This is a genomic window from Akkermansia sp., from assembly GCF_020860705.1.
In the GTDB taxonomy this organism is placed as follows: domain Bacteria; phylum Verrucomicrobiota; class Verrucomicrobiia; order Verrucomicrobiales; family Akkermansiaceae; genus Akkermansia.
Genome location: NZ_JAJBTT010000023.1, coordinates 25,261 through 45,164, shown reverse-complemented (window position 1 = coordinate 45,164; position 19,904 = coordinate 25,261). Strand labels below are relative to the sequence as shown.

At 55.8% G+C, this 19,904-nt stretch carries 18 protein-coding genes; 9 read left to right on the top strand and 9 right to left on the bottom strand.

All coding sequences use genetic code 11. The features are described from left to right. The 3 genes from LIO64_RS04780 to LIO64_RS04770 form a co-directional block, all read right to left on the bottom strand. A partial coding sequence (locus tag LIO64_RS04780; protein WP_290548310.1) for an EF-hand domain-containing protein occupies positions 1 to 480 on the bottom strand: 480 nt, incomplete at its 3' end. A gap of 282 nt (positions 481 to 762) precedes the next feature. Beyond that, positions 763 to 1,878, bottom strand: coding sequence for an A24 family peptidase (locus LIO64_RS04775; RefSeq protein ID WP_290548309.1), 1,116 nt, complete (start codon positions 1,876 to 1,878; stop codon positions 763 to 765). Further along, entirely contained in the window at positions 1,871 to 2,995 is a 1,125-nt protein-coding gene (locus LIO64_RS04770; RefSeq protein ID WP_290548308.1) for a TIGR00730 family Rossman fold protein, read from the bottom strand. Before LIO64_RS04770 ends, LIO64_RS04775 begins: the two co-directional genes overlap by 8 nt. A gap of 209 nt (positions 2,996 to 3,204) precedes the next feature. Here LIO64_RS04770 and LIO64_RS04765 point away from each other — a divergent pair, with 209 nt between their 5' ends. Then, on the top strand, positions 3,205 to 4,329 hold the full coding sequence (locus tag LIO64_RS04765; RefSeq protein WP_290548307.1) for a DNA-directed RNA polymerase subunit alpha: 1,125 nt from the start codon (positions 3,205 to 3,207) through the stop codon (positions 4,327 to 4,329). A 36-nt stretch (positions 4,330 to 4,365) separates the two neighbouring features. Further along, entirely contained in the window at positions 4,366 to 4,776 is a 411-nt protein-coding gene (rplQ, locus tag LIO64_RS04760) for a 50S ribosomal protein L17 (RefSeq protein ID WP_290548306.1), read from the top strand. Positions 4,777 to 5,086: 310 nt separating this feature from the next. Here rplQ and LIO64_RS04755 read toward each other — a convergent pair whose 3' ends face one another. Continuing rightward, positions 5,087 to 6,151, bottom strand: a complete 1,065-nt coding sequence (locus LIO64_RS04755) for a hypothetical protein (RefSeq protein ID WP_290548305.1) — start codon at positions 6,149 to 6,151, stop codon at positions 5,087 to 5,089. Between the two features lie 122 nt (positions 6,152 to 6,273). On the opposite strand from LIO64_RS04755, the gene LIO64_RS04750 reads away from it, so the two are divergent. Further along, positions 6,274 to 6,675: a hypothetical protein gene (locus tag LIO64_RS04750; RefSeq protein WP_290548304.1), complete on the top strand. Its 402-nt coding sequence runs from the start codon at positions 6,274 to 6,276 to the stop codon at positions 6,673 to 6,675. 213 nt (positions 6,676 to 6,888) lie between these two features. Further along, positions 6,889 to 7,815 (top strand): ACP S-malonyltransferase, encoded by a 927-nt coding sequence (gene fabD / locus LIO64_RS04745; protein WP_290548303.1) that lies wholly within the window; start codon positions 6,889 to 6,891, stop codon positions 7,813 to 7,815. Between the two features lie 331 nt (positions 7,816 to 8,146). Here fabD and LIO64_RS04740 read toward each other — a convergent pair whose 3' ends face one another. The 4 genes from LIO64_RS04740 to LIO64_RS04725 all read right to left on the bottom strand — a co-directional run bounded on the left by LIO64_RS04740 (position 8,147) and on the right by LIO64_RS04725 (position 11,000). After that, a complete protein-coding gene (locus tag LIO64_RS04740) occupies positions 8,147 to 8,347 on the bottom strand; it encodes a hypothetical protein (protein WP_290548302.1) in 201 nt (66 codons plus the stop codon). Positions 8,348 to 8,445: 98 nt separating this feature from the next. Further along, a complete protein-coding gene (locus LIO64_RS04735; protein ID WP_290548301.1) occupies positions 8,446 to 8,877 on the bottom strand; it encodes a DUF4339 domain-containing protein in 432 nt (143 codons plus the stop codon). A 61-nt stretch (positions 8,878 to 8,938) separates the two neighbouring features. Further along, positions 8,939 to 9,619 carry an HAD family hydrolase gene (locus LIO64_RS04730; RefSeq protein ID WP_290548300.1) on the bottom strand — a complete coding sequence of 227 codons (681 nt, stop codon included), beginning with the start codon at positions 9,617 to 9,619 and terminating at the stop codon, positions 8,939 to 8,941. Continuing rightward, entirely contained in the window at positions 9,606 to 11,000 is a 1,395-nt protein-coding gene (locus LIO64_RS04725) for an LptF/LptG family permease (protein WP_290548299.1), read from the bottom strand. Before LIO64_RS04725 ends, LIO64_RS04730 begins: the two co-directional genes overlap by 14 nt. A gap of 263 nt (positions 11,001 to 11,263) precedes the next feature. On the opposite strand from LIO64_RS04725, the gene LIO64_RS04720 reads away from it, so the two are divergent. The 5 genes from LIO64_RS04720 to LIO64_RS04700 all read left to right on the top strand — a co-directional run bounded on the left by LIO64_RS04720 (position 11,264) and on the right by LIO64_RS04700 (position 18,124). Then, positions 11,264 to 12,379: an alpha/beta hydrolase gene (locus LIO64_RS04720; protein WP_290548298.1), complete on the top strand. Its 1,116-nt coding sequence runs from the start codon at positions 11,264 to 11,266 to the stop codon at positions 12,377 to 12,379. Positions 12,380 to 12,408: 29 nt separating this feature from the next. Next, a complete protein-coding gene (locus LIO64_RS04715) occupies positions 12,409 to 13,818 on the top strand; it encodes an OmpA family protein (RefSeq protein ID WP_290548297.1) in 1,410 nt (469 codons plus the stop codon). 1 nt (position 13,819) lies between these two features. Continuing rightward, positions 13,820 to 14,695 carry an HAD hydrolase family protein gene (locus tag LIO64_RS04710; RefSeq protein ID WP_290548296.1) on the top strand — a complete coding sequence of 292 codons (876 nt, stop codon included), beginning with the start codon at positions 13,820 to 13,822 and terminating at the stop codon, positions 14,693 to 14,695. Between the two features lie 145 nt (positions 14,696 to 14,840). Continuing rightward, positions 14,841 to 16,787 carry a M60 family metallopeptidase gene (locus LIO64_RS04705; RefSeq protein ID WP_290548295.1) on the top strand — a complete coding sequence of 649 codons (1,947 nt, stop codon included), beginning with the start codon at positions 14,841 to 14,843 and terminating at the stop codon, positions 16,785 to 16,787. A gap of 86 nt (positions 16,788 to 16,873) precedes the next feature. Next, on the top strand, positions 16,874 to 18,124 hold the full coding sequence (locus LIO64_RS04700; RefSeq protein WP_290548294.1) for an MFS transporter: 1,251 nt from the start codon (positions 16,874 to 16,876) through the stop codon (positions 18,122 to 18,124). Between the two features lie 129 nt (positions 18,125 to 18,253). On the opposite strand, the gene LIO64_RS04695 is transcribed toward LIO64_RS04700, so the two are convergent. Beyond that, positions 18,254 to 19,891, bottom strand: a complete 1,638-nt coding sequence (locus LIO64_RS04695) for a SpoIIE family protein phosphatase (protein ID WP_290548293.1) — start codon at positions 19,889 to 19,891, stop codon at positions 18,254 to 18,256. Positions 19,892 to 19,904 lie beyond the last annotated feature (13 nt).

Genomic DNA, 19,904 nt, shown 5'->3' with positions numbered 1-19,904 from the left:
TTCCTGCCTGGCTTTCATTTCCTCCATGCGCTTGGCGGCCTCCGGATGGTCCTTGAGCCATTCTTCCTGCATGGCTTTTCTTTCCTCCTTGGAAAGCTTGCCGTCGCCATCCTTGTCAAACTTCTTCAGGATAGCGGCTTTTTTCGCTTCCTGGGCTTTCTTGACGTCGGCTTGCAGAACGGCTATTTCCTCCTCGGAAAGCTTGCCGTCCTTGTCGGTATCATATTTGGCCATGACAAGTTCTTCCCCGATGATCATGATGCCGGGATCAATTCTTCTCATCTGGAGGTTGGCCCGTTCCGGGCCGGGGGCCTGACGGGCTGCCCCTCCTGCGCGGTTGCGGGGGCCTCCCCTTCTTTCAGGGGGCGGCTGCAATTCCGGAGCATCGGAGGGTGCGTCCGGAGCGGGGGGCGGGGGCGCGTCCTGGGCGAACGCGGTGCATGCGGCGAAAGCCGCGGCGATAATCATTTGTTTGGTCATATCTTTGAGTGGTGAGGTTAATGCGTTTCTGAAAGGAGCTCTGCTCTGCGGTAGTCCGAATGAGCGGAGGCGCCTCTCTTTGTTAGGATGAACCCCCGGATTCCGTCTTGGTTGCAAAATAAAAATGTGCATGCTCCGGTCGTGCGGCGCGGAGATGGCCGGAATACCCCCTTTTTCTCAACGGAGGTCCAGGAATGAAAAACGTCTGAATGTGAAAAGGATTGGTAAAAAAAGACCGCAGCCCCGGAGGGTTGCGGTTCAGCCGTGTCATGGCAGGAAAAATTATTCTCCGGAAATGAACCGGATGTAGGCCAGCCACCACTGGTCTCCTCCCAGTAGCCAGATAAAAGCGGCGCTGAGCAACGCGGGACCGAAAGGAAGATTCCTGCCGAATCCTATGCGTGAAACGAGTGCCTGCCCAATTCCCAGCAGGGAGCCGATAAAGAGGCAGAACACGGCGCCCTGCCATCCTCCCACGCATCCGGCCATCATCAGGATCCAGGCATCGCCGGAGCCCATGGCCTCCCGCTGCGCATGGATATCCGTCATGCTTCCTTCCACGCTCTCCAGGTCTTCCAGAGGGAAAACGTCTCCGTTTTCCAATTCTATCCTGTCCTGGCGCAGGATGATGGAGCAGGGAGGCAGTGCTTTTCCGTCAATGGTGATGGAACCTCCGGAAATAACGGCTTTGTCCGAGGCCCGGTGGAAAAGCATGGACCAGTCGTGAGCCTGCCCGTTGATAATGAGCTGCAGTTCCTCCCGTTCGGATTCCGGTTCCTTCAGGCTCCACGGGGCGGGGGCGTCAAAATGCTGTTTCCAGGTTCCGAACAGGAATTTTCCCAGTTCAATCACCAGCCTGATGGCGGCATACCCGGCCACGCCTCCCAGCACTGCTGCCGTGAAAGCATCCGTCCGGGTCATCACGTCATTGTCCGGCAGGAGAAAAGGGTAAAACACGCAGGCCCCTACTCCGGCGGCGGCTCCGATGAGGGCCTGGGTACGGAAGACGATCAGGTGTTCTGCGTCAATGAATATGATGACGATGGCCATGGCGCTCCACACGCAGAGCAGGACGGCGGCTCCCGCAGAGGCGTCCGCATACTTCCAGCCCATGGCGGCAAAAAGCAAAGCCGTGAGCAGCTCCACAAAGCAGTAGCGGAAGCTGATGGGGGTTCCGCAGCAGGCGGATTTTCCCCTGAGCGCCAGCCAGCTGAGGATCGGTATGTTCAGGTACCACGGGATGGGCTCCCCACATTCCGGGCAAAAGGAACGGGACGGATCATTGACGGAGATGCCCAGAGGCACCCGGTAAATGACCACATTCAGGAAGGAGCCTATGCAGGCCCCCATCAGGCCGAAGACCAGGGGAATCAGCCATGCGGGAAAGGCGTCAGGCATGGGAGGCGGGAGAATAAGTCCTGCTGGGCGTCTGGTTGATGCGGTCGATCAGCAGCCTCAGCCTGCCGTAATTGCCGCGTTTGATGGGGAAGATAAGCCGGGGCAATTGGTCCAGATGGGGTTCGTCCTCTTCATCCGGAAGCGGACCGCTCTGGACCATTCTGCCTCCCGGTAGGATCAGGTCTGAGAAATCCCGTTCCAGATGCTCTACCCATTGGGAGGGAAGGCGCGTGTTCAGACGGATGACGATGGCGTCCCTGATAAAACGGTAGGAGTGGAAGATACGGTAGAACCGGTCAATGTGTTCCATGGCCTCCGCCGGGTTCTTGGTGACATGGATCAGGTGCAGGTCGTCCGCGGAGATCAGCCCGGAGTCCACCAGTTCCACGCGGATGAAGGCCAGCCAGTTCAGCCAGAAGGTCTTGCCGGGGGAATCCAGCAGCACGATCGGGTAAATGGTGGCTTTTCCCGTCTGGATCAGGGTGAGGGTTTCAAAGACTTCATCCATGGTGCCGAAACCGCCGGGGAACGCCACCATGGCATCGCTTTCCGCCACGAAGTTCAGTTTTCTGACAAAGAAGTAGTAGAAATTGATCAGCTTGTCGCTGTTGGCCACCACGTGGTTGGAGGTCTGTTCATACGGCAAGGTGATGTTCAGGCCGAAGGAGCGTTCTTCCCCGGCCCCCTCATTGGCCGCCTGCATGATGCCGGGTCCTCCTCCCGTAATGACCATGTAGCCGTGTTCGCTGGCCTCCCTGGCAAATTCCCGCGCCGTTCCGTAGGCCGGTTCGTCATTCTTGATGCGCGCGGAGCCGAAGACGGAAATCTTGCGGATGTGGCGGTATGGAGCAAAAACGCAGTTGGCGCGGTACATCTCCCGCCCGGAACGGATCAGGACGGTGAAATCATGGTCGGACGCGTCGGACTGCGCCATGTTGATGCCCGTTTTGATATACTCCTGGAGGTAGCGGGGATCGTGCCTGGTGGAGGCTATTTGAGAAAGCTTTTTGACGACTTCTTCCAAAGCCTGGTAGCTGGTGTCCATGGGCAGGGTGGAGGGGTGCCGCTGGTCTTCCCCGGTAAAATCCCTGTTGTCCAAAAAATCAGGATGCTTCATGAGTTGGTATATAGGTTTGCCGCCACTATGACAGATGACGCACGTTAAGTCACAGAAAATTTGCCGGCGGACATGAAAAGAGTTGATTGTTGAAGGCAGATCGTTAAATTGCTCCCCGCACGGGCGTTTTCAACACATGCCGTAGGTCCTTCAGGCGGTTTGTCCGCCGTGTCCGTGTTGAGGGGAAACCCGGTACATTACATACGATTATGTCGGAAAACGAAACCACTACTGCAGAAGAAACCGCCGTTACCACGCTGGCTCGCTTTGAAGTTCCCAGCCGTCTGGAAAAAATTGAAGATCCGAATGATGCGAATCATCTGACCTTCATTGCGGAACCGTTTGAAAACGGTTACGGCCATACGCTCGGCAACTCCCTGCGCCGCGTTCTTCTGGGCTCCCTGGAAGGCGCTGCCATCACCTCCGTCCGCATCGCCGGCGCACAGCATGAATTTTCTTCCCTGCCCGGCGTGGTGGAAGACGTGACGGAAATTGTGCTGAATCTGAAAAAAGTCAAGTTCAAGCACAACGGCAAGGAACCGCGCCTGCTTTCCCTGCGCGTCCACAAGCAGGGCATCGTGACCGCCGCCGACATCGCTGACGACACCACCTACCAGGTGGTCAATCCTGATCAAATCATCTGCACCCTGGACCAGGACACCATGTTCGAATGTGAATTCCAGGTACGCGTCGGCCGCGGTTTTGCCACTGGCGACGAAAACAAGGTGCCGGACATGCCCATTGGCGTGATCCCGATCGACTCCATTTTCTCCCCGGTCACCCGTGTGAAGTATTCTGTGCAGAATACCCGTGTGGGACAGATGACCGACTACGACAAGCTGATTCTTGAAGTCTGGACGGACGGCCGCATCGCCCCCGCAGACGCCATGCTCCAGGCCTCCGCCATTTTGCGCCACCACCTGGACGTGTTCGTCAACTACGACGACAAGCAGGTCAACTTTGAGGAAGCTCCTTCCGCCGTCCAGGACGAGGAAACGGCCCGCCTTCGCAAGCTGCTCAACATGAGCGTCAACGAAATCGAGCTGTCCGTGCGCGCCGCCAACTGCCTCAACAACGCCAACATTACCACCGTTGGCCAGCTCGCCATGAAGAGCGAAAGCGAAATGCTCAAGTACCGCAACTTCGGCAAGAAGTCCCTGAACGAAATCAAGGACAAGCTGCTGGAACTGGGCCTTTCCCTGGGCGTCCAGGTGGATCCCTCCCTGCTTACCGGCCCCGTGCCGCAGGCCAAGCCGCGCCTGGGCCTGGAAGAGGAAAGCCCCGTGGGCCTGGCAGACCTGATTGCCGCCAACATCGAAGACGACGACGACTAAATCTCACAAAACCAACACACATAGAAAAATATCATCATGAGACACGGTGTAAAAACCTCCAAGCTTCAGCGCAACGCCTCCCATCGCAGGGCTTTGCTCGCCAACCAGGCATGCAGCCTCATTCTCAACGGCCGCATCACCACCACCCTGGCGAAGGCCAAGGCTCTCCGTCCCTACGTGGAAAAGCTGATCACTCTTGCCAAGCGCGGTGACATCCATTCCCGCCGCCTGGCCGTGGCCACGATTCATAACACGGCCGCCGTCAAGCGCCTGTTTGATGAAATTGCTCCCCTCTGTGCGGAACGCAAGGGCGGCTATACCCGCATCATCAAGCTGGGCCAGCGCCTGACGGACTCCGCGCTCGTGGCCATGATCGAAATCATCGATCTGCCCCGTGAAACGGCTGAAAAGGAAGAAGCTCCCGCCACCACGGAAGCCACTGCCTAAAACGTTTATTTAAAGTATTCATATCCACCTCGGATTTAAGAAAATCCGAGGTGGATTTTTTATGCTTATAGTGAACGTCTGATGTACCAGAGAGGATCACTATGGAAATCATAGTGGCGAGATAAAAAATTGAAAAATGAATTGTCCTTAGTTTTTGAATATTTTAAACAATGAGATATGTACGTATATGATAAATCCTCAGCATTTTTGCAAATTGCTGAGGATTTAAAGTCAGGATATTGTCTATTGTGTAATCTTATAACTGATTGACAGTTTATCTTAACAGTTAGAATACTTATTTTCTCTATTTTTATTCCAAGCGGTGGTACAGGGCGAATGAAAAGAGGGTTAAGACGGAAAACAGCCCGATAGCTGCATACCCCGTGAAAGTAGCATGTTGTAAATCTCTCCTGTGCTGTTCTCTGAGTTCGGTCCTTTCTTTGCCCGTGATTCGTTTAAAATCATTCCATTGCTTATAAAGATTCTGGCGCTTGTTTTCTAAAACATTCAGGGAGTTTTGTATTCTTTCTACATTTCTTCTATGTATATTTTGTAATTTGATGATTTCGGGATCTACAGGTGTGATTGAGGGCGTGGACTCGACTTCTTTTTCTTTAATGGGAAGATCATATCTCTTTTGATGAGGAGAATTGGAGTTCATGAAATTTTCTTCCTCCTTATCCATCCTGATTAACTCCTCTTCAAGAGATTGGATGGAATGATTCAGTTTTTGATTTTGTGCGGTTACAGCTTTGGTAAGATTTTGGTGCTTCTTTTCCATCGCTTCCTTGGCTTCGATGATTGCGTAGCTTGTTCCGCGGCCTCCCGCCCGGCCGGCTGCCATCGCGTTTTGCGCCGCTCTCCGGACTGCATCCTCCCGTTCTCCTATTTCTTTTCTGTCCGCAGCGATGATGGCCGATAATTTAGTCGTATTGATTGTAATTTGTTCACGGTTTTTCTGGATGATTTGAGCTATCTCTTGCCGTCTTTTTTTGAAAGCGGCCAGTGTTATTTCCCATTCTTTAGCCGATAAATTCCGGTGAGCTAATACAATTTGTTTGCGGCGAATGTCGCGTTCCGCCTTCTGTTTGTTTTGATTTGCCTTACGCTGTTCCTCTTCCAGTCGCATTTTGATTCGCTCTTGTACTGTAGAAATTTTATTGTCGTAGTCTTCTTTTTCCAGTTTAAGATCGTCATAGGTTGCGGCAATGCGTGTGTTCAATTGATTGTATTTTGTCTCATAAGCTGCGCCCTCCTTTTCATGTTCAAATTTGGTTTCGTTTATAACTCTTTCCTGAGTCAGTTTTAAGTCTTTGGTGTACCAGGTACTAACAATGATGGAGGCGATGGTGAGGAGAATGAATATGTATCTCATTGTGTTTGCTTGGTAAGGGTGAAAAGTATCGGAAATGCTTTTGATTGGGACGTGGTTATTAGACAGGTGTTGTGATGAAAATGATTATATTAGTAATCATATGCGAGTTATTATGATAACGTATGCGAGTTGGGCAAGCTCATTCTTTTTCTGTGATGATTTTTGCTGGATACTGCCATCGCATGTTTACAAGGAACTGCGATCCCTCTCCAGAGAGTGTTGACATTAAGTTATTGGGACAATGGATGCATGAGCATGCCATCAGTCGTGTGGAATTGGCGAAAGCCCTCGGTCTTCAAGTGACTGTTATCCACAATTGGTTTGCTCGACAGAGTATTCCCAAAAATGCGCAAGCGTCTCTTCGCCATATGATGCGTGACATTTATCCCATTGAACTTGAATCGCAAATTGCAGTGCGAATGAAAAATTCCACCTTGAATAAAATCAGTAAGAAAGCGGTGGGGGAAGGGAAATCGTTAGAAGAATGGATTGTTCAGGCAATAGAAAGTAGACTTGATGAATGAGGTTAGTTTCTCATTGAACATATTTGTAACATAGTATTTTCCTGAATTTTTGATAAGGAAGGGTATAAGGGATGATCCTCTCACTAACTTCCGAGGCGTACAGATTTGAAACCGAGAAAGTTGAAACGGTGTCTATGAACAGCACAGGAGAAGGAAGAAAATTTCATCGCTCTTGCTTCTTTCTCCTTAGGACAGTATAATTTAGCCTCAACTATGGACGCAGTATTATTGTTTTCCGGACAAGGTGCCCAAAAAGTAGGCATGGGCAAAGATTTGTATGACCAGTATCCTGCCGCCAGGGCCCTGATTGAGCAGGCGGACAAGGCGCTTGGGGAATCCCTCTCTTCCATCATGTTTGAAGGTCCCGGGGAAGAATTGACCCGCACCTGCAATTGCCAGCCGGCCCTTTATGTGCATGGCCTGGCCTGCCTGGCTGTCTTGAAGGAACTGGTGCCTTCCCTGAATCCCGTGGCCGCCGCCGGCCTTTCCCTGGGGGAATTTACGGCGCATGCCGCCGCAGGGACCTATTCTTTTGAAGAAGGCCTGCGCCTGGTTCAGAAGCGCGGCGCGTTCATGGAGGAAGCCTGCAACGCCACGAAGGGCACCATGGCCGCCATGATCGGCGGCACGGATGAAAACGTCATCAAGCTGGCGCAGGAATGCGACGTGGACGTAGCTAATTTCAACTGCCCCGGCCAGACGGTCGTTTCCGGCACGGAAGAAGGCGTGGACAAGGCGATTGCCGGAGCCAAGGCCGCTGGATGCAAGATTGCCAAGAAGCTCAACGTAGCGGGTGCCTACCATTCCCGCCTGATGCACAGCGCTATGGTGAAACTGGCGGAGGAATTGAAGAATGTCTCCTTCGGCACGCCTTCCATGCCCGTTTACTGCAATTATGAAGCACGCGTCGTGGAAGGCCCGGACGACATCCGCAATGTGCTGGAACACCAGGTGTGCGGTTCCGTGCGCTGGACGGCCTCCATGCAGAAGCTGGTGGACCAGGGACACCGCCTTTTTATTGAACTGGGACCGGGCAAAACGCTGGCCGGCATGATGGGCCGCATCTGCAAGGAAGCTACCGTCATTTCCATTGAAGACGTGCCCAGCTTAGAAGCCGCCGTTGCGGAACTGAACAAGTAGTTTCCGGAATAGTGATTTTTTAACCGTCGGGACCATTGCGGTTCCGGCGGTTTTTTATGGCGGGTTTACCAGGCCCCATGCAGCAGGAAACTGGAAATAGCAGAAGATATTGGACGGATTTTATCTAAGGAAGGGGAGGATTTTCGGGAGATTGGCTGTCCCGCCGGGAACGGCGGCGATGCTGTATTTTTCAACAAGTGCGTGGACGCAGCATGAAAGCTTGCCCATGAAAACGAGGATGCGGGGAAACAGGGTGATTATTTCCAGGGCGGCATGGTTTATCAGGAAAAAGACTCCCATTCCAAAGCAGAAAAAGACGGCGGCACCTGCATCAAACAACAGGCGGATGAAAGGCTGCTGCTTTTTTGAAGGCTGGAACGCCTTGAATTTGATGTAACGTTACAGCATGGAGGAAAGGGAAATCCCATTCCGGGAATCCTCTTTCCTGGGCATGGTAGAGGAACAGGGAAGTTTGCCCGCTGCTGCCAGCGTGCCGATTACGTCCTTGCTGGCGGGCCGTCGTTTTTTTCATCGGTACGGTAATGATAGCGCTGCTTTGCCGGGTGTGGTGTCTATGGAAACAGATGAAGAGAAAGGGAAAAGAGGGCAACGGCGAACGTGGCCGTCCGGTCAGTGTTCCGGTTCATCCATGGGCTTTTTCCTGATGCCTCCGGTAAGAAGGTGCATGTACATCAGCATTTTCCCCATGAAAAACACCATGGAGGGGACAAACAGCACTTCCATGTAAAGAATGGTGCGGAGCATGATGGAATGCGCCACGCCGCATGCCAGCAGGAGAATGGCAATGCTGTAAAACAGGAGGCAGCTTTTGGGAGGGCGGCAGGAAAGCATGAAGGCGGATGCCCTGAGGCGCGCCAGGCGTTCCTGGCGGCGCAATTCTGCCGTGAGCGGCATCCAGCATTGGGAATGTTCTTCCCGGATCATGGTGTCCGGAAGAATTTTCTTGGAAGTAAGCAAGGCATGGAGGTCCGTCAGGGAGATGGGGCCTACAATCTTGTCTTTGACACGGTAGTGGTATAATGGAGTATGTTGGGGAGCCATTCTCCTTACATAAGGCATGAAGGGAATTTCGTCAAGAAACAAGCGTTGCGATATGGGCTTCTTAAAGAAGTTCCGTCAGTGAGCGGATTTTACTGGTTGCCAGGGAAAAGTCCGCCTGTTCCGTCACCCGGTTCGGGATGGAGATGACGGGCATGCCTGCGCGGAATGCGGCCGTAGTGCCGTTCTGGGAGTCTTCCAGCACCAGGCATTGGGACGGCGGCATGCCCAGGTTTTCCGCAGCTTTCAAGAACAGGGCCGGATCCGGTTTGACGGGAAGGCCGTCATCACGGCAGACGACGGTCTGGAAATACGGCATAATGTCCAGCTTGTTCAGCCAGCCATCCACCCAACGGTGGGAGGAGCTGGATGCCACTCCCATGGGTGTTCCCGCTTCCGCCAGGCGGCAGATGAGTTCGCGGGCGCCGGGGAGGAGGCCCGCGTGTTCCAAATCGCGGACGATTTCCTCCTGACGCCGGGCGTTAATGGTTTCCCAGTTGAATGTACGGTTCGTCAGCTGTTCCAGATGGTCTCCGGGATTCCAGTGGGTGTAGCCGCTTCCCAGGCATTGGTTGAACAAATCCAGGGGCAACGGGTGGCCGCAGGAGGCGAACACGCGCGCCCAGGAGGAATAAATGGCATACTCCGTATCCACCAGCAGTCCGTCAAAGTCGAAGATCACGGCGCGTGCCTGGTGGAGCAGTTCGCGGGCTTTCAGAACGGCTGTCTGGTCAGGGGTGGTCATGGACGGGTGTCTTTTTCAAGCCTTTCAGCATTTCCATGAAACTTCTGTGGGCCAGCTTGGTCTGGAACAGCCGGATGGCGATGATGATGTAAATGATGTTGGGCATCCACGCTCCCAGCCAGGTGGGGATGTAGCCTGCAGAGGCCAGGGTGGGGAAGAACTCATACAGGAACACCATGGCCGCCGCCAGAAACAGGGCGATGCCGATGCCGGACATGGCGGAGCGCCTCTGGAACGTGATGGCGGAGGGAATGGCGATGAAGGTAAGGATGATGCAGGAGAAAATGCGGGCTATCCTGACGTGCCATTCCGTTTCCAGGCTTCTGATGTATTTGGCATTCGTGGTGCCGTTCCTGAGAATTTCCTGAAGGGCCGGAGTTCCCTGGGTATCCACGCGGACGTTGGGGGAAATCAGCTGCCATGGGGTCTCGGAATAATGCTCTTTCAGCGTCTGGTATTCATTCCCGGCAAAAACGGGCACGTCATTCAGTTGCCTGGGCTCCTCCTGAGAGTAGTTCCTTCTGATGGCATGGCGGAATGTCCATGTTCTGGAAGCCTGGTCCCAGGAAGCTTCATCAGCAAACAACTCGTATTCCATTTTGCCGGGCGCGCTGAATTGCTCCACGCGCACCTGCCTGAAAGGTTCGCCGGGGGAGTCGATTCCCGGCGGGTTACCGAGGTACCAGATACGGGATTCCGCATCGTTCTTGTAAATGGAGCTATGGGAAGAGTCGTCATTATGGTTCTGGCTCAGGGAGGAAAACATGAGTTTCCTGTATAAAACGGAATTGGGCGCCCAGTGGAACCCGAAGATGCCGAAGTAGATGGCCGCAAAGATGGCGCCGATGATGACCGGGGCATTGATCCGGAGCAGGGATCTTCCGGATTGCAGCATGCCGGTGATTTCCGAGGAGGAGGAAAGCTTGGTAAGAGCCCAGAGCGTTCCCAGAAGAAGAGTGTAGGGCAGAACCAGGTTCAGGATCATGGGCAGCTGGCTCAGGTAGAAGCGGAAGGTGCCTGCAAGGGGGGAATCCAGGTTCATCAGGTCCCCCACGTTATCTGCAAAGTCGCCGATAATGTAAATCAGCGTCAGGATGGCCGTGCACATGATGAAGGCCGTCAACCAGGTGCGGGCCACGTATTTGTCCATGATGTCCGCACGGTTGTACAGGAACATGCCAAACGCCGGAAGGAAGCAGCCCAGCAGGATGAGCCAGGGCCGCAGAAGCTGGGCGAGCGGATATTCGGACGGCGTGCCGGGAATTTCCCACTGCATCTGGGACCATTCCCTGGGCATCAGGAACCAGGCCGCCGTTCCTCCCAGCGCAAGCAGAATGAGGAATGCGGACCATTGGCGGAAATGTCGGGCCTGGATTGCCATGAAAAGGAAAGGTGGAACAAGGATGCCAGATCAAGGGAGGGAAATAAAGCGTTATTTGGGCACCGGGGAGGGAGGCGGGGGTGCGGAGGCTTGCCAGGGCGCGTGCCTGCATGTGCATGCTCCGGAGACGCAGTGCGGCAGGATCCGTCTGTGCCGGGATGGCGTGTGCGGGATATTCTCCTGATAGAAGTTGAGTGTTGTCAACGTAAACAGGATGGGATAGAACATCCCCGACAACTGCTTTCCGGGTATACAGCCTTTCCATGTTCAAACGTCTTGTTCAACTGTTTCTTCTGCTCATTCTTGCGGCGGTAGGTGTTCTGGTGTGGTTTGCCTGGTATGTGTCCACTCCTTTGCTTATTCCCGTGGGAGGGAATGAGTCCTCCGCATCATCCCCTGCTGCGGATTCCCTGGTGATGGAGCCTCTGGAAGCCGTTTCTTCTGACGGTACGGTCATTGAGGGCTATCTGGTGCGTCCGGGGAGGCCGGAGGCCTTGTCCCCGCGCCAGAGCCGTGTGCGGGATATCCTGAAGATGCGCGGCAGCATGCCGCATCTGGAAGCGAAGCCGGAGCTGGTCGTCATAGCCACTTCATGGGATCAGGGGGTGAAAGGCTCCCTGCCGCTGGCGGAAGGATTGACCGCCGCCGGTTACACATGTCTGGTATGGGATCCGCGAGGAAAAGATAACTCACGGAAATTCTGCACGTATGGATTAAAGGAATATGCAGATGTGACGGCGCTGCTGGATGCCGTTTCCCAAAAAGAAGGGGGATTGCCCCCGGTGGCCGCCGTGGGGCAGGGATTTGGCGCTGCCGTGTTGTTGAAGGCTGCTTCTGAAGACCCCCGCATCCGCTGCATGGTCAGCATGGACTGCTTCCCTTCCCTTAAAACCGTGGCCGTCCGGGAGATGGAGCAGGACTGGGGCAAGCCCCTGTGCTATCCCGCCTACTGGCTTCTGGACGCCGGCGTGGATTGGAGGGCGGATTTCAGTACCTTTGACGTGGCTCCCGTGGATGATGCCCTGAAGCTGGATTATCCGGTCATGGTCGTCTGCACGAACCAGTACTTCTTTTCCACGCTGGAGGACTGCCTGAGCATTTACGATTCCGTGAAGAACGAGAAAAAACAGCTCTATGAATCTATCCGGGAAGGGGAACCCTACGGCACCCGGGAACGGACCTTCTTCCACTCCGTTGAAGGAAAGAAGGGAGAGAAATTTGAGAAACCCTACAAGGTCAACGTCTATGCCGGAGATGACGAGTTGCAGGCTGGCATTGCGGAATGGATCCATGAGAATACGCGCATGCCCATGCCCCGGGTATTGTCACATGAATCCTACAGTGCACCCGCTACGGGCACGGCTCCTTCCGGCTCATGAACCGTGTCTCTCCTTTTGTTGAATATTCCGTGAGTGCGAATCTGGACAACAGCCGTGAATTACGCGAGAACCGCCGCCGTCGCAGCCGTTTCATCCTGCCTGCGCCGCGCCATCTGGCTGCCGTGGCGGTAGGGGCTTTTCTCGCGGCCCTGCTGGTGCACTACCTGGGCTTCATCGTTCTGAGCTGGTTTGACCTGGGGATTCATGTGCATAAGTCTCCCGTTGTGCCGGAGGACCGGAAGCCGCTGCCGGAGAAAATTGTCCTGAAAGCGGATGACCGTCCCGCTCCGGATGTGGCGGAAGTGGTGGAAAAGCCGGATATCGAACAGCTTGAGGACGTGCCGCCGGAGTTGCCGGACCTGGAGGACATGATGCCGGAACAGGTGGTGATCGCTCCGGGGGAAACAAGTTTTTCCGCCGATCCGGTGACACCGGCTCCTCCGGAATCCCTTTCCCCAAAAATGCCGCAGGTGGATATGCAGGCTATCGCCAAGGGGGTGCCTGAACCTTCCCCGCCAGAAGCGTTGAAAACTTCCGCCAGCCCGGTGACCATCAAGACGGCGGAGCCGGACATGGTCAACCCGGATGAATGGTACAACAATAAGCTCAAGGGAGCGGGCGGCCAGGACGATTCCCACCTGCCGGACGGCAGCAAATCTCTTTCCCAGCTGATGGCCCAGTCTTCCCTGGGCAAGGACAGCGGATACAGCAGGCTGGGCGCGGACCTTCTCTTTGAATACAACAAGGCGGTGATGAAAAATTCCGCCCGTCTCAGCATGATTCAGCTGGCCGGGCTGATGATGAAAAACCCGGATACGATTTTCATTGTGGAAGGGCACACGGACAGCTTTGGTTCCGAGGAATACAATGCCGTTCTCTCCCTGATGCGTGCGAATGCCGTGCGCCAGTGGCTGAAGGATAACGGCATTGCTCTGACCCGCCCTAACGGGGAATGCAGGCTGTACATCCGTGCGTGCGGGGCGTCCCGTCCCGTGGTTTCCACCAGGGGGGACCAGAATGCCCAGGCCGCCAACCGGAGGGTGGAAATTCACATGCGCAAGCCGGGAGAGGAAATCCCTGCCGGGAGCCTGCCTGTGACTTATGCGGTGGACATGAATACGCCCATTGCCCGCCAGGTGCGCGCTGGCGTAGGCGCCCGGGCAAAGATCCCGGCTTCCGCCGCAGAAAAGCCAACGGCGCCTGCGGTGCGTCCCCCCTCCGCCGCTCCGGCAGCGCGTCCCGCTCCGCTGCCTCAGGAAAGGCCCCAACCCCGGCAGGAAAACATTCCCGAGGCGGAGCCTGTTCCGGAAACCATTCCCTCCGCAGAGCCTGTGGAAGAGCACATTCCCGCGGCGGAACCGGTGGAGGACGATATTCCCCTGGCGGAACCCGTCGTGCGGGCGGAAAGCCGAACCAGGGCGAAGGGAGGGCTGTCCTGAAATGGAATTGATGCGTTTTCTGCCGGTCCGGGCGCTTCCGATGCCCTGGGTGTCCCGGTACCTATTCTCCTTTGACTTTGACGATACCCTGTTTACATTGAACGGCCCTGCGGAGGAGAGGCGTGTTTTTTTCAACATCATGCGTGGGCTGCGTGCCCAGTACGGTGTTCTCTGGGGCGTCAATACGGGAAGGGATCCCGTTTATCTGCGGGAGGGGCTGATGGACATGTTTCATGATGATCCGGAAGCGTTCGCCCCGGATTTTACAGTGACGATGGAACGGAACGTTCATCTGGCGGATGCGGAAGGACGGTTGATGCCGGGCATTCCATGGAATGATGCCTGCGCCATTGCCCATGATGACCTGTTCAGCCGTTACGGCGGCATGCTGGAGGCTCTGATGGACCATCTGGAATGCCGGTTTTCCGGGCTGGATCTCCGGAGGCAAGCTAATGACGCTTTTTCCCTGGTGGTGAACGACGCCTGCGGGCTGGACGATGTCTCCGGCGTCATTCAGGATACGGTGGGACCGTATGAGGAAATCGTCACGCAGAGGGCGGGCCCCTATCTGCGCTTCAGCCACCGTGATTACAACAAGGGAACCGCACTGGCCTTTGTGGCTTCGCAATTTGGCGTGCCGCCCGTTCATGTGGCCGTTTTCGGTGACGGTCACAATGACCTGGACGCCATGCGCCATTTGCCGGAGGCGTTCCGGTGTTGTCCCTCCAATGCGGCGGAGGAAGTGAAAGCCATGGTTGCCTGCGGCCATGGATATGTCAGCCCGGAACCGCGTACCCGTGGCGTGCTGGATGGCCTGATGCATGGAGCACTCCCCCATTTCGGGATGAAGATGGAAATCCCAAAGACGGCTTCTTGAGGAGCTCGGTGCGCTGTACTGTCCGCCGGAAATCCGTTTTTGGCGTCTTCCTTTCAGGAATGCGCCCGGAGAACAGGAAGAATCCTATTGACAAGGATTGTCTGCAATGCAGAAATGATAGCGGTTTCTTCTAAATTTCAAACGCATGAACATTTCTTCTTTTTCCCGTAACGTATGCAGGGGGAGCGCTGTGGGCTGGTTTTTAGTGCTGTTGCTGGTTTGCGGCGCGGGAGCCGGGTATTATCTGTATCAGGATAACCTGGCAAAGAGAAAAGCGGCGCAGGAACTGGCGGCCGAACGTAAAATAAAGGAGAAGGCTGTCAGGGAAGCCGCTGAGAAGCAAAGAATTCAAAGGGAACAGCTGATCAGGGAAAGGGAGGAAAGAGCAAGGAATGAGGCGAAAAAGTCTCTTGAGGAATCCATGGAAAAGAAGAAACGGCAGGCCGAGGAGGCGGCTCAAAAGTTACGGGAGCAAGCCGCGCGCGACGAGAAGGAAAAGCAGAGAAGGGAGGAGCTGGAACGGCGGCAGCGTGAGGAAGAGGCTCGCCGGCAGCAGGAAGATATTCCTGTGGAAGAAGAGGAGCCGGAACCGGAAGGGCGCTTTCCCCAGCCTGTGAAGAATCAAATGCCGGAGCTGTCCGTTTATTCCATCCCTTCCAAGGATGAAATTGCCATGGAGAAGGACAAACCCTTGGAAACATGGTCATGGGAAAAGGCTGAAAAAATGGCAGGAATGGAGGAATTCCCTACGGGAGCCGCTCCGTGGAAAAAGGGGAATGATGCCCGGCGCATGCAGGAGCTTCTGGAGAAATGCAGGGAATGGAAGGATGCCAAGACTTCCTCCCTGAAAGCGTGCCCGGCGGCGAAGGATTTTCCCGGCGTTCCTGAGGATGGGGCGCAGATGGTCAGGCGCACGGTGGAAATAGACTCCAACATAGGCGGCTGGCACAGTACGGGGCTGTACGCGCCGCCGGGAGCGGAAATTTCCTGTTCCCTGTCCGGCGCACCCAAGGACAGCGCGGTCAGCATCCGCATAGGGTGCCATACGGACAGCCTGCACAAGCTGGACGAATGGAAAAGAGTTCCGGAAATAACCATGCAGGTTCCGGCGGACCGGGGCCGCGTGAAAATGGTGAACCCGATGGGAGGCCTGGTTTACGTAAATGTGGGCCAGCGGTCCAAGAGGGGAAAGGTGTTCAAGGTTCAAATCTCCGGAGCCGTTCCCGCCCCGCTGTTCATTCTGGGGAAAACGACTCCGGAACAATGGGCCGCCCAGCTGGAAAATACCAGGGCCCCGTGGGGGGAAATCTGCATGCCGCGCCTCATCGTCACGATGCCCGTAGAGCAGCTGAAGCGTTGCCCGGATGTTCAGAAAACGGCTGAATTCCTGCAAAAAAACATGGCCCTTCAAGATTGGATCATGGGGTGGGACACTAAGCCGGACCGCCTCCATCATCCGATGCGTTTTGTGGTGGACAGGCAGATTTCCGCCGGGGCAGGGCATTCCGGCTATCCCGCCATGGCCACGGAGGACTGGACAGCCCCCATTGCCAGCGGCTCCATCATCCAGTCCGGAAGCTGGGGGCTGTGGCATGAGCTGGGGCATAACCACCAGTCCCCTCCGTTTACGATGGAGGGGCAGACGGAAGTTTCCGTCAACATCTTTTCCATGCTCTGTGAAGTGATGGGTACGGGGAAAAACTTTGAATCCTGCTGGGGCGGCGGCATGGGACCCTACGGAATGAGCGCGGAGATGAAAAAATACTTCTCCGGCACCCAGACCTACAATGAAGCGCCCAACAAGGTACAGCTCTTCTTCTGGGTGGAGCTGATGTATTATCTGGGATTTGACGCCTTCCGGCAGGTAGCCCTCCAGTTCCATGACAAGCCGTATGACAACGGCAAACTGAGCGATGAAAAGAAATGGGAATGGGTCATGAACGCTTTTTCCAAGGTCACGGGAAAGAACATGGGGCCTTTCTTTAAAATCTGGCGCATGCCGGTTTCCGAACGCGCCATGGACAGGATGAAGAATCTGCCCGTCTGGCTGCCCTCCAAGGACTACCCGGCCTGCTATACGGCAGAGGAATAGAACGGGCCGGGAAGAGTAGAGGCTTTTCCGTTGCCGCACTCGCGTCTGGACGGTTCCGGAGCCGGAGCTTAGGATGGCACGGTTGAATGAAATGGCTGAATGACTGGCTGGGCTTCTTCAAGCCTCTTCAGGTGAGGAACCTGCAAATCTTCTGGTCCGGACAGGCCTCCGCCCTGATTGGGATGTGGCTGCAGGTCACGGCCATGGGCATTCTTGTGTACGACATCTCCGGCGGTTCCGCTACGGCGGTGGGGCTGCTGGCCGCCCTGAATGCGCTCCCGTTCTTTCTGGGCGGGATGCTGCTGGCGGGCCTGGGCGACCGCTTTGACCGTAGAAAACTGCTGATCGCCGTGCAGTGCGTTCAATGGCTGGTGGCCGCAGCCTTGTTTCTGCTGACGATGCTGGACATGCTCCAATTATGGCACTTGTACGCCGCCGGGCTGGTGATGGGTGTCAACCAGACGGTGGGTTTTCCCACGCAGCAGGCTTTCGTAGGCGACTTGATTCCTCGCAGGCAGCTCCAGGAGGCTGTGGGCATGTATTCCCTGGTATTTAATACGTGCCGGGCCATAGGTCCGGCGCTCGCCGGGTACATCATTGCGGAATGGGGGGCCGGAACCGCTTTTGGCGGCAACGTGCTGGCAAGCCTGCCGTTGATCGGCTGCCTGCTTTCCCTGAAAGGGCGCATTACGGATACTTCCGCTCCCAGAAAACAGCGCGGAGCCGGAAGAAAAGCCTCCGGGCTCAAGGCGGTATTTTCCACGCGCAGCCTGCTTTTCATCATGATCAGCGCGCTGATCCAGAATATCTGCGGGCAGTCCCTCTACCAGATTGTTCCGGCGCTGATGCACGGAAACCCCAGGAATACCGGCCTCATTCTGGGAGCCGTGGGTGCGGGGGCCATGGTGAGCATCCTCTTTGTCCTGCCGTTTGCCCGCAAAAGTAACAGGGTGGGGGCCAAGCTCTCCTCCGGCACCCTGTGGATGGGGAGCGCACTGTGCGTGGCGGGCATCATCCCTGTGGTGGAAATACAGGCCCTTTGCTTCTTCTTTGCCGGTCTGGCTACGTCCTCCCTCTTCGTCACTTCTTCATCCGCCGTGCAGCTTCTGGCGCCCCCGGAACGCAAATCAGCCATTCTGGGGCTGTTCAGCATCGTCACGATCGGCGTGCAGCCTTTGGCGGCCATGGGCTGGGGCGCGGTGGTGGATGTCTGGGGAGTGCAGGCGACGATCATCATGGCGGGCGGCCTGGAAGCCCTGTTCTCCGTCTGGATGCTGAGCGTTCCGTTCTGGCGCAACTTCAAATTCTCTCCAGAAGATTGTCCTGAGGCAACATGACGGCTCCTGGCCATGTGCCGGCATGGGAAAAACAGGTGGCCGCCATTTTACTGGTTTGCGGGCCGTCTGTGTTGCCGGGGTTCCTGGGGCCTGAATTCCCGAATCCTCCGGGAGGGAAAGATGCGGCAGTTAATTCTGCGGTTTTTCCTCCTGCTCGGAATAACTGATGCCCAGCATGCATATATCGTCGGCCTGATTGGTGCATCCGGTGAATTTGGCGACGCAGGTAAGGGCCTGATGGACAAAATCCTTGGTGCTGCTGGGGGAGGAACTGTTGAAATAATCAATCAGCCTGCCTACGCCCAATTCCTCCCCTTCCGGATTGGCGGCTTCCGTAAGGCCGTCCGTGTACATCAGGACGCGGGAACCTGCCAGGAGCGGGAACTGGGCGTTCTGGTAAGTGGCGTCATCCAGCAATCCCAGGGCGATTCCCCTGGGCAGGGGCATCTTGCGGGCGACTCCGTCCGCACCCAGGATGATGGGATGCGGATGCCCTGCCGTGGAGGCGGTCATGACTCCGGTTTCCAAGTCCAGGTAAAGATAAACGGCGGAGGCGAACATGGTGGTGTTCGCCCGTTGCAGAATCTTGGCAAGCTGGTGGTTGAGGGAAGAAAGAAAAGCCGCCGGATTGTCCGCCAGATGGGACAATTGTTCCATCAGGCCGCGGAGCATGGAGGCGATCAGGGCGGCGCGGATGCCATGGCCCATCACGTCGCAGACGATGGCGCCTACGCCGGAATTGCCCACGGGAAAGGCATCGAACCAGTCCCCGGCAACCCCCTCGGAAGGAGTGAAAATATGGTGGAAATCCACATGGCGCGTCAGACCGCCTTCCGTATGGGACCGGGAGGGAATCTCATAGGGAAGCAGGGCGAACTGGATTTCCCGCGCCAAATCTATTTCCTTCTCCAGAGACCTGTTGCGTTCCTCCAGAATGCGGGCCGTTTCCGTGGCCTTGATCTCCGTCTTCACCAGCTTGGTGACGTCACTGGAAATGCCCACGATGCCCTTGAGGTCTCCATTGCGGCCATACCACGGGAACTTGCTGATCTGGCTCCAGGAGTCATCCTTGTGAAGCCACGTTTCATGATGAAGACGGGCGCGGATGGGGCGTCCGGTAGCCATGATGTCCAATTCCTCCTTGCGGGAAATATCGGACATCGTTTGATCGAAAAAGTAATCGTCCGTGCGTCCCGTCAGGTCCGCCGGCGTGGGCACGCCCAATTTATTGGCCGTAGCCGTATTTGCCAGGACAAAGCGTGATTCCCGGTTCTTGAAATAGATGCTGTCCGGAATATGTTCAATCAGGGTGTGGAACAGGTCCCTGTCCTCCGCCGCGCGAAGTTCCGCCGTTTTCCGCCGGGTGATGTTAACCCACACGCCTACCAGCATCACGGGGCGGCGCTGCTTGTCCCTGCGCGCGATGCCGTTGATGCGCACCCAGCTCCAGCTCTTGGAATTGAGCTTTTTCATCCGGATCTCAATGCGCATGGGCATATGGGAATGGCCGTCCAGGTAACGGCGCACCTCCTGGGAGAAAAAAGCCTGGTCCTCCTCGTGGATGGTCAGCTCGGGCTGGGTGAAAATATTGGGGGCCTTTTCCTTGCGGCTGGCCCCCATCATGGTCAGGCAGCGGTCCGTGTAATGGATCACGCCCGTTTTGATATTCCAGATATAAAACCCTTCTTCCGCCGCTGCCAGGGCCATCTTGATCTTGTCCCAGGTGAAAACCTTCTGGGCGGAATGTCTATTGCGTGAGGGCGGCATTGCAGTTGCCGTT

Bases quoted from the DNA above. Each gene is read 5' to 3' on its own strand.
- LIO64_RS04775 (WP_290548309.1), bottom strand. From the start codon at position 1,878: ATGCCTGACGCCTTTCCCGCATGGCTGATTCCCCTGGTCTTCGGCCTG.
- LIO64_RS04770 (WP_290548308.1), bottom strand. From the start codon at position 2,995: ATGAAGCATCCTGATTTTTTGGACAACAGGGATTTTACCGGGGAAGAC.
- LIO64_RS04765 (WP_290548307.1), top strand. From the start codon at position 3,205: ATGTCGGAAAACGAAACCACTACTGCAGAAGAAACCGCCGTTACCACG.
- rplQ (WP_290548306.1), top strand. From the start codon at position 4,366: ATGAGACACGGTGTAAAAACCTCCAAGCTTCAGCGCAACGCCTCCCAT.
- LIO64_RS04755 (WP_290548305.1), bottom strand. From the start codon at position 6,151: ATGAGATACATATTCATTCTCCTCACCATCGCCTCCATCATTGTTAGT.
- LIO64_RS04750 (WP_290548304.1), top strand. From the start codon at position 6,274: ATGCGAGTTGGGCAAGCTCATTCTTTTTCTGTGATGATTTTTGCTGGA.
- fabD (WP_290548303.1), top strand. From the start codon at position 6,889: ATGGACGCAGTATTATTGTTTTCCGGACAAGGTGCCCAAAAAGTAGGC.
- LIO64_RS04740 (WP_290548302.1), bottom strand. From the start codon at position 8,347: ATGAAAAAAACGACGGCCCGCCAGCAAGGACGTAATCGGCACGCTGGC.
- LIO64_RS04735 (WP_290548301.1), bottom strand. From the start codon at position 8,877: ATGGCTCCCCAACATACTCCATTATACCACTACCGTGTCAAAGACAAG.
- LIO64_RS04730 (WP_290548300.1), bottom strand. From the start codon at position 9,619: ATGACCACCCCTGACCAGACAGCCGTTCTGAAAGCCCGCGAACTGCTC.
- LIO64_RS04725 (WP_290548299.1), bottom strand. From the start codon at position 11,000: ATGGCAATCCAGGCCCGACATTTCCGCCAATGGTCCGCATTCCTCATT.
- LIO64_RS04720 (WP_290548298.1), top strand. From the start codon at position 11,264: ATGTTCAAACGTCTTGTTCAACTGTTTCTTCTGCTCATTCTTGCGGCG.
- LIO64_RS04710 (WP_290548296.1), top strand. From the start codon at position 13,820: ATGGAATTGATGCGTTTTCTGCCGGTCCGGGCGCTTCCGATGCCCTGG.
- LIO64_RS04705 (WP_290548295.1), top strand. From the start codon at position 14,841: ATGAACATTTCTTCTTTTTCCCGTAACGTATGCAGGGGGAGCGCTGTG.
- LIO64_RS04700 (WP_290548294.1), top strand. From the start codon at position 16,874: ATGAAATGGCTGAATGACTGGCTGGGCTTCTTCAAGCCTCTTCAGGTG.
- LIO64_RS04695 (WP_290548293.1), bottom strand. From the start codon at position 19,891: ATGCCGCCCTCACGCAATAGACATTCCGCCCAGAAGGTTTTCACCTGG.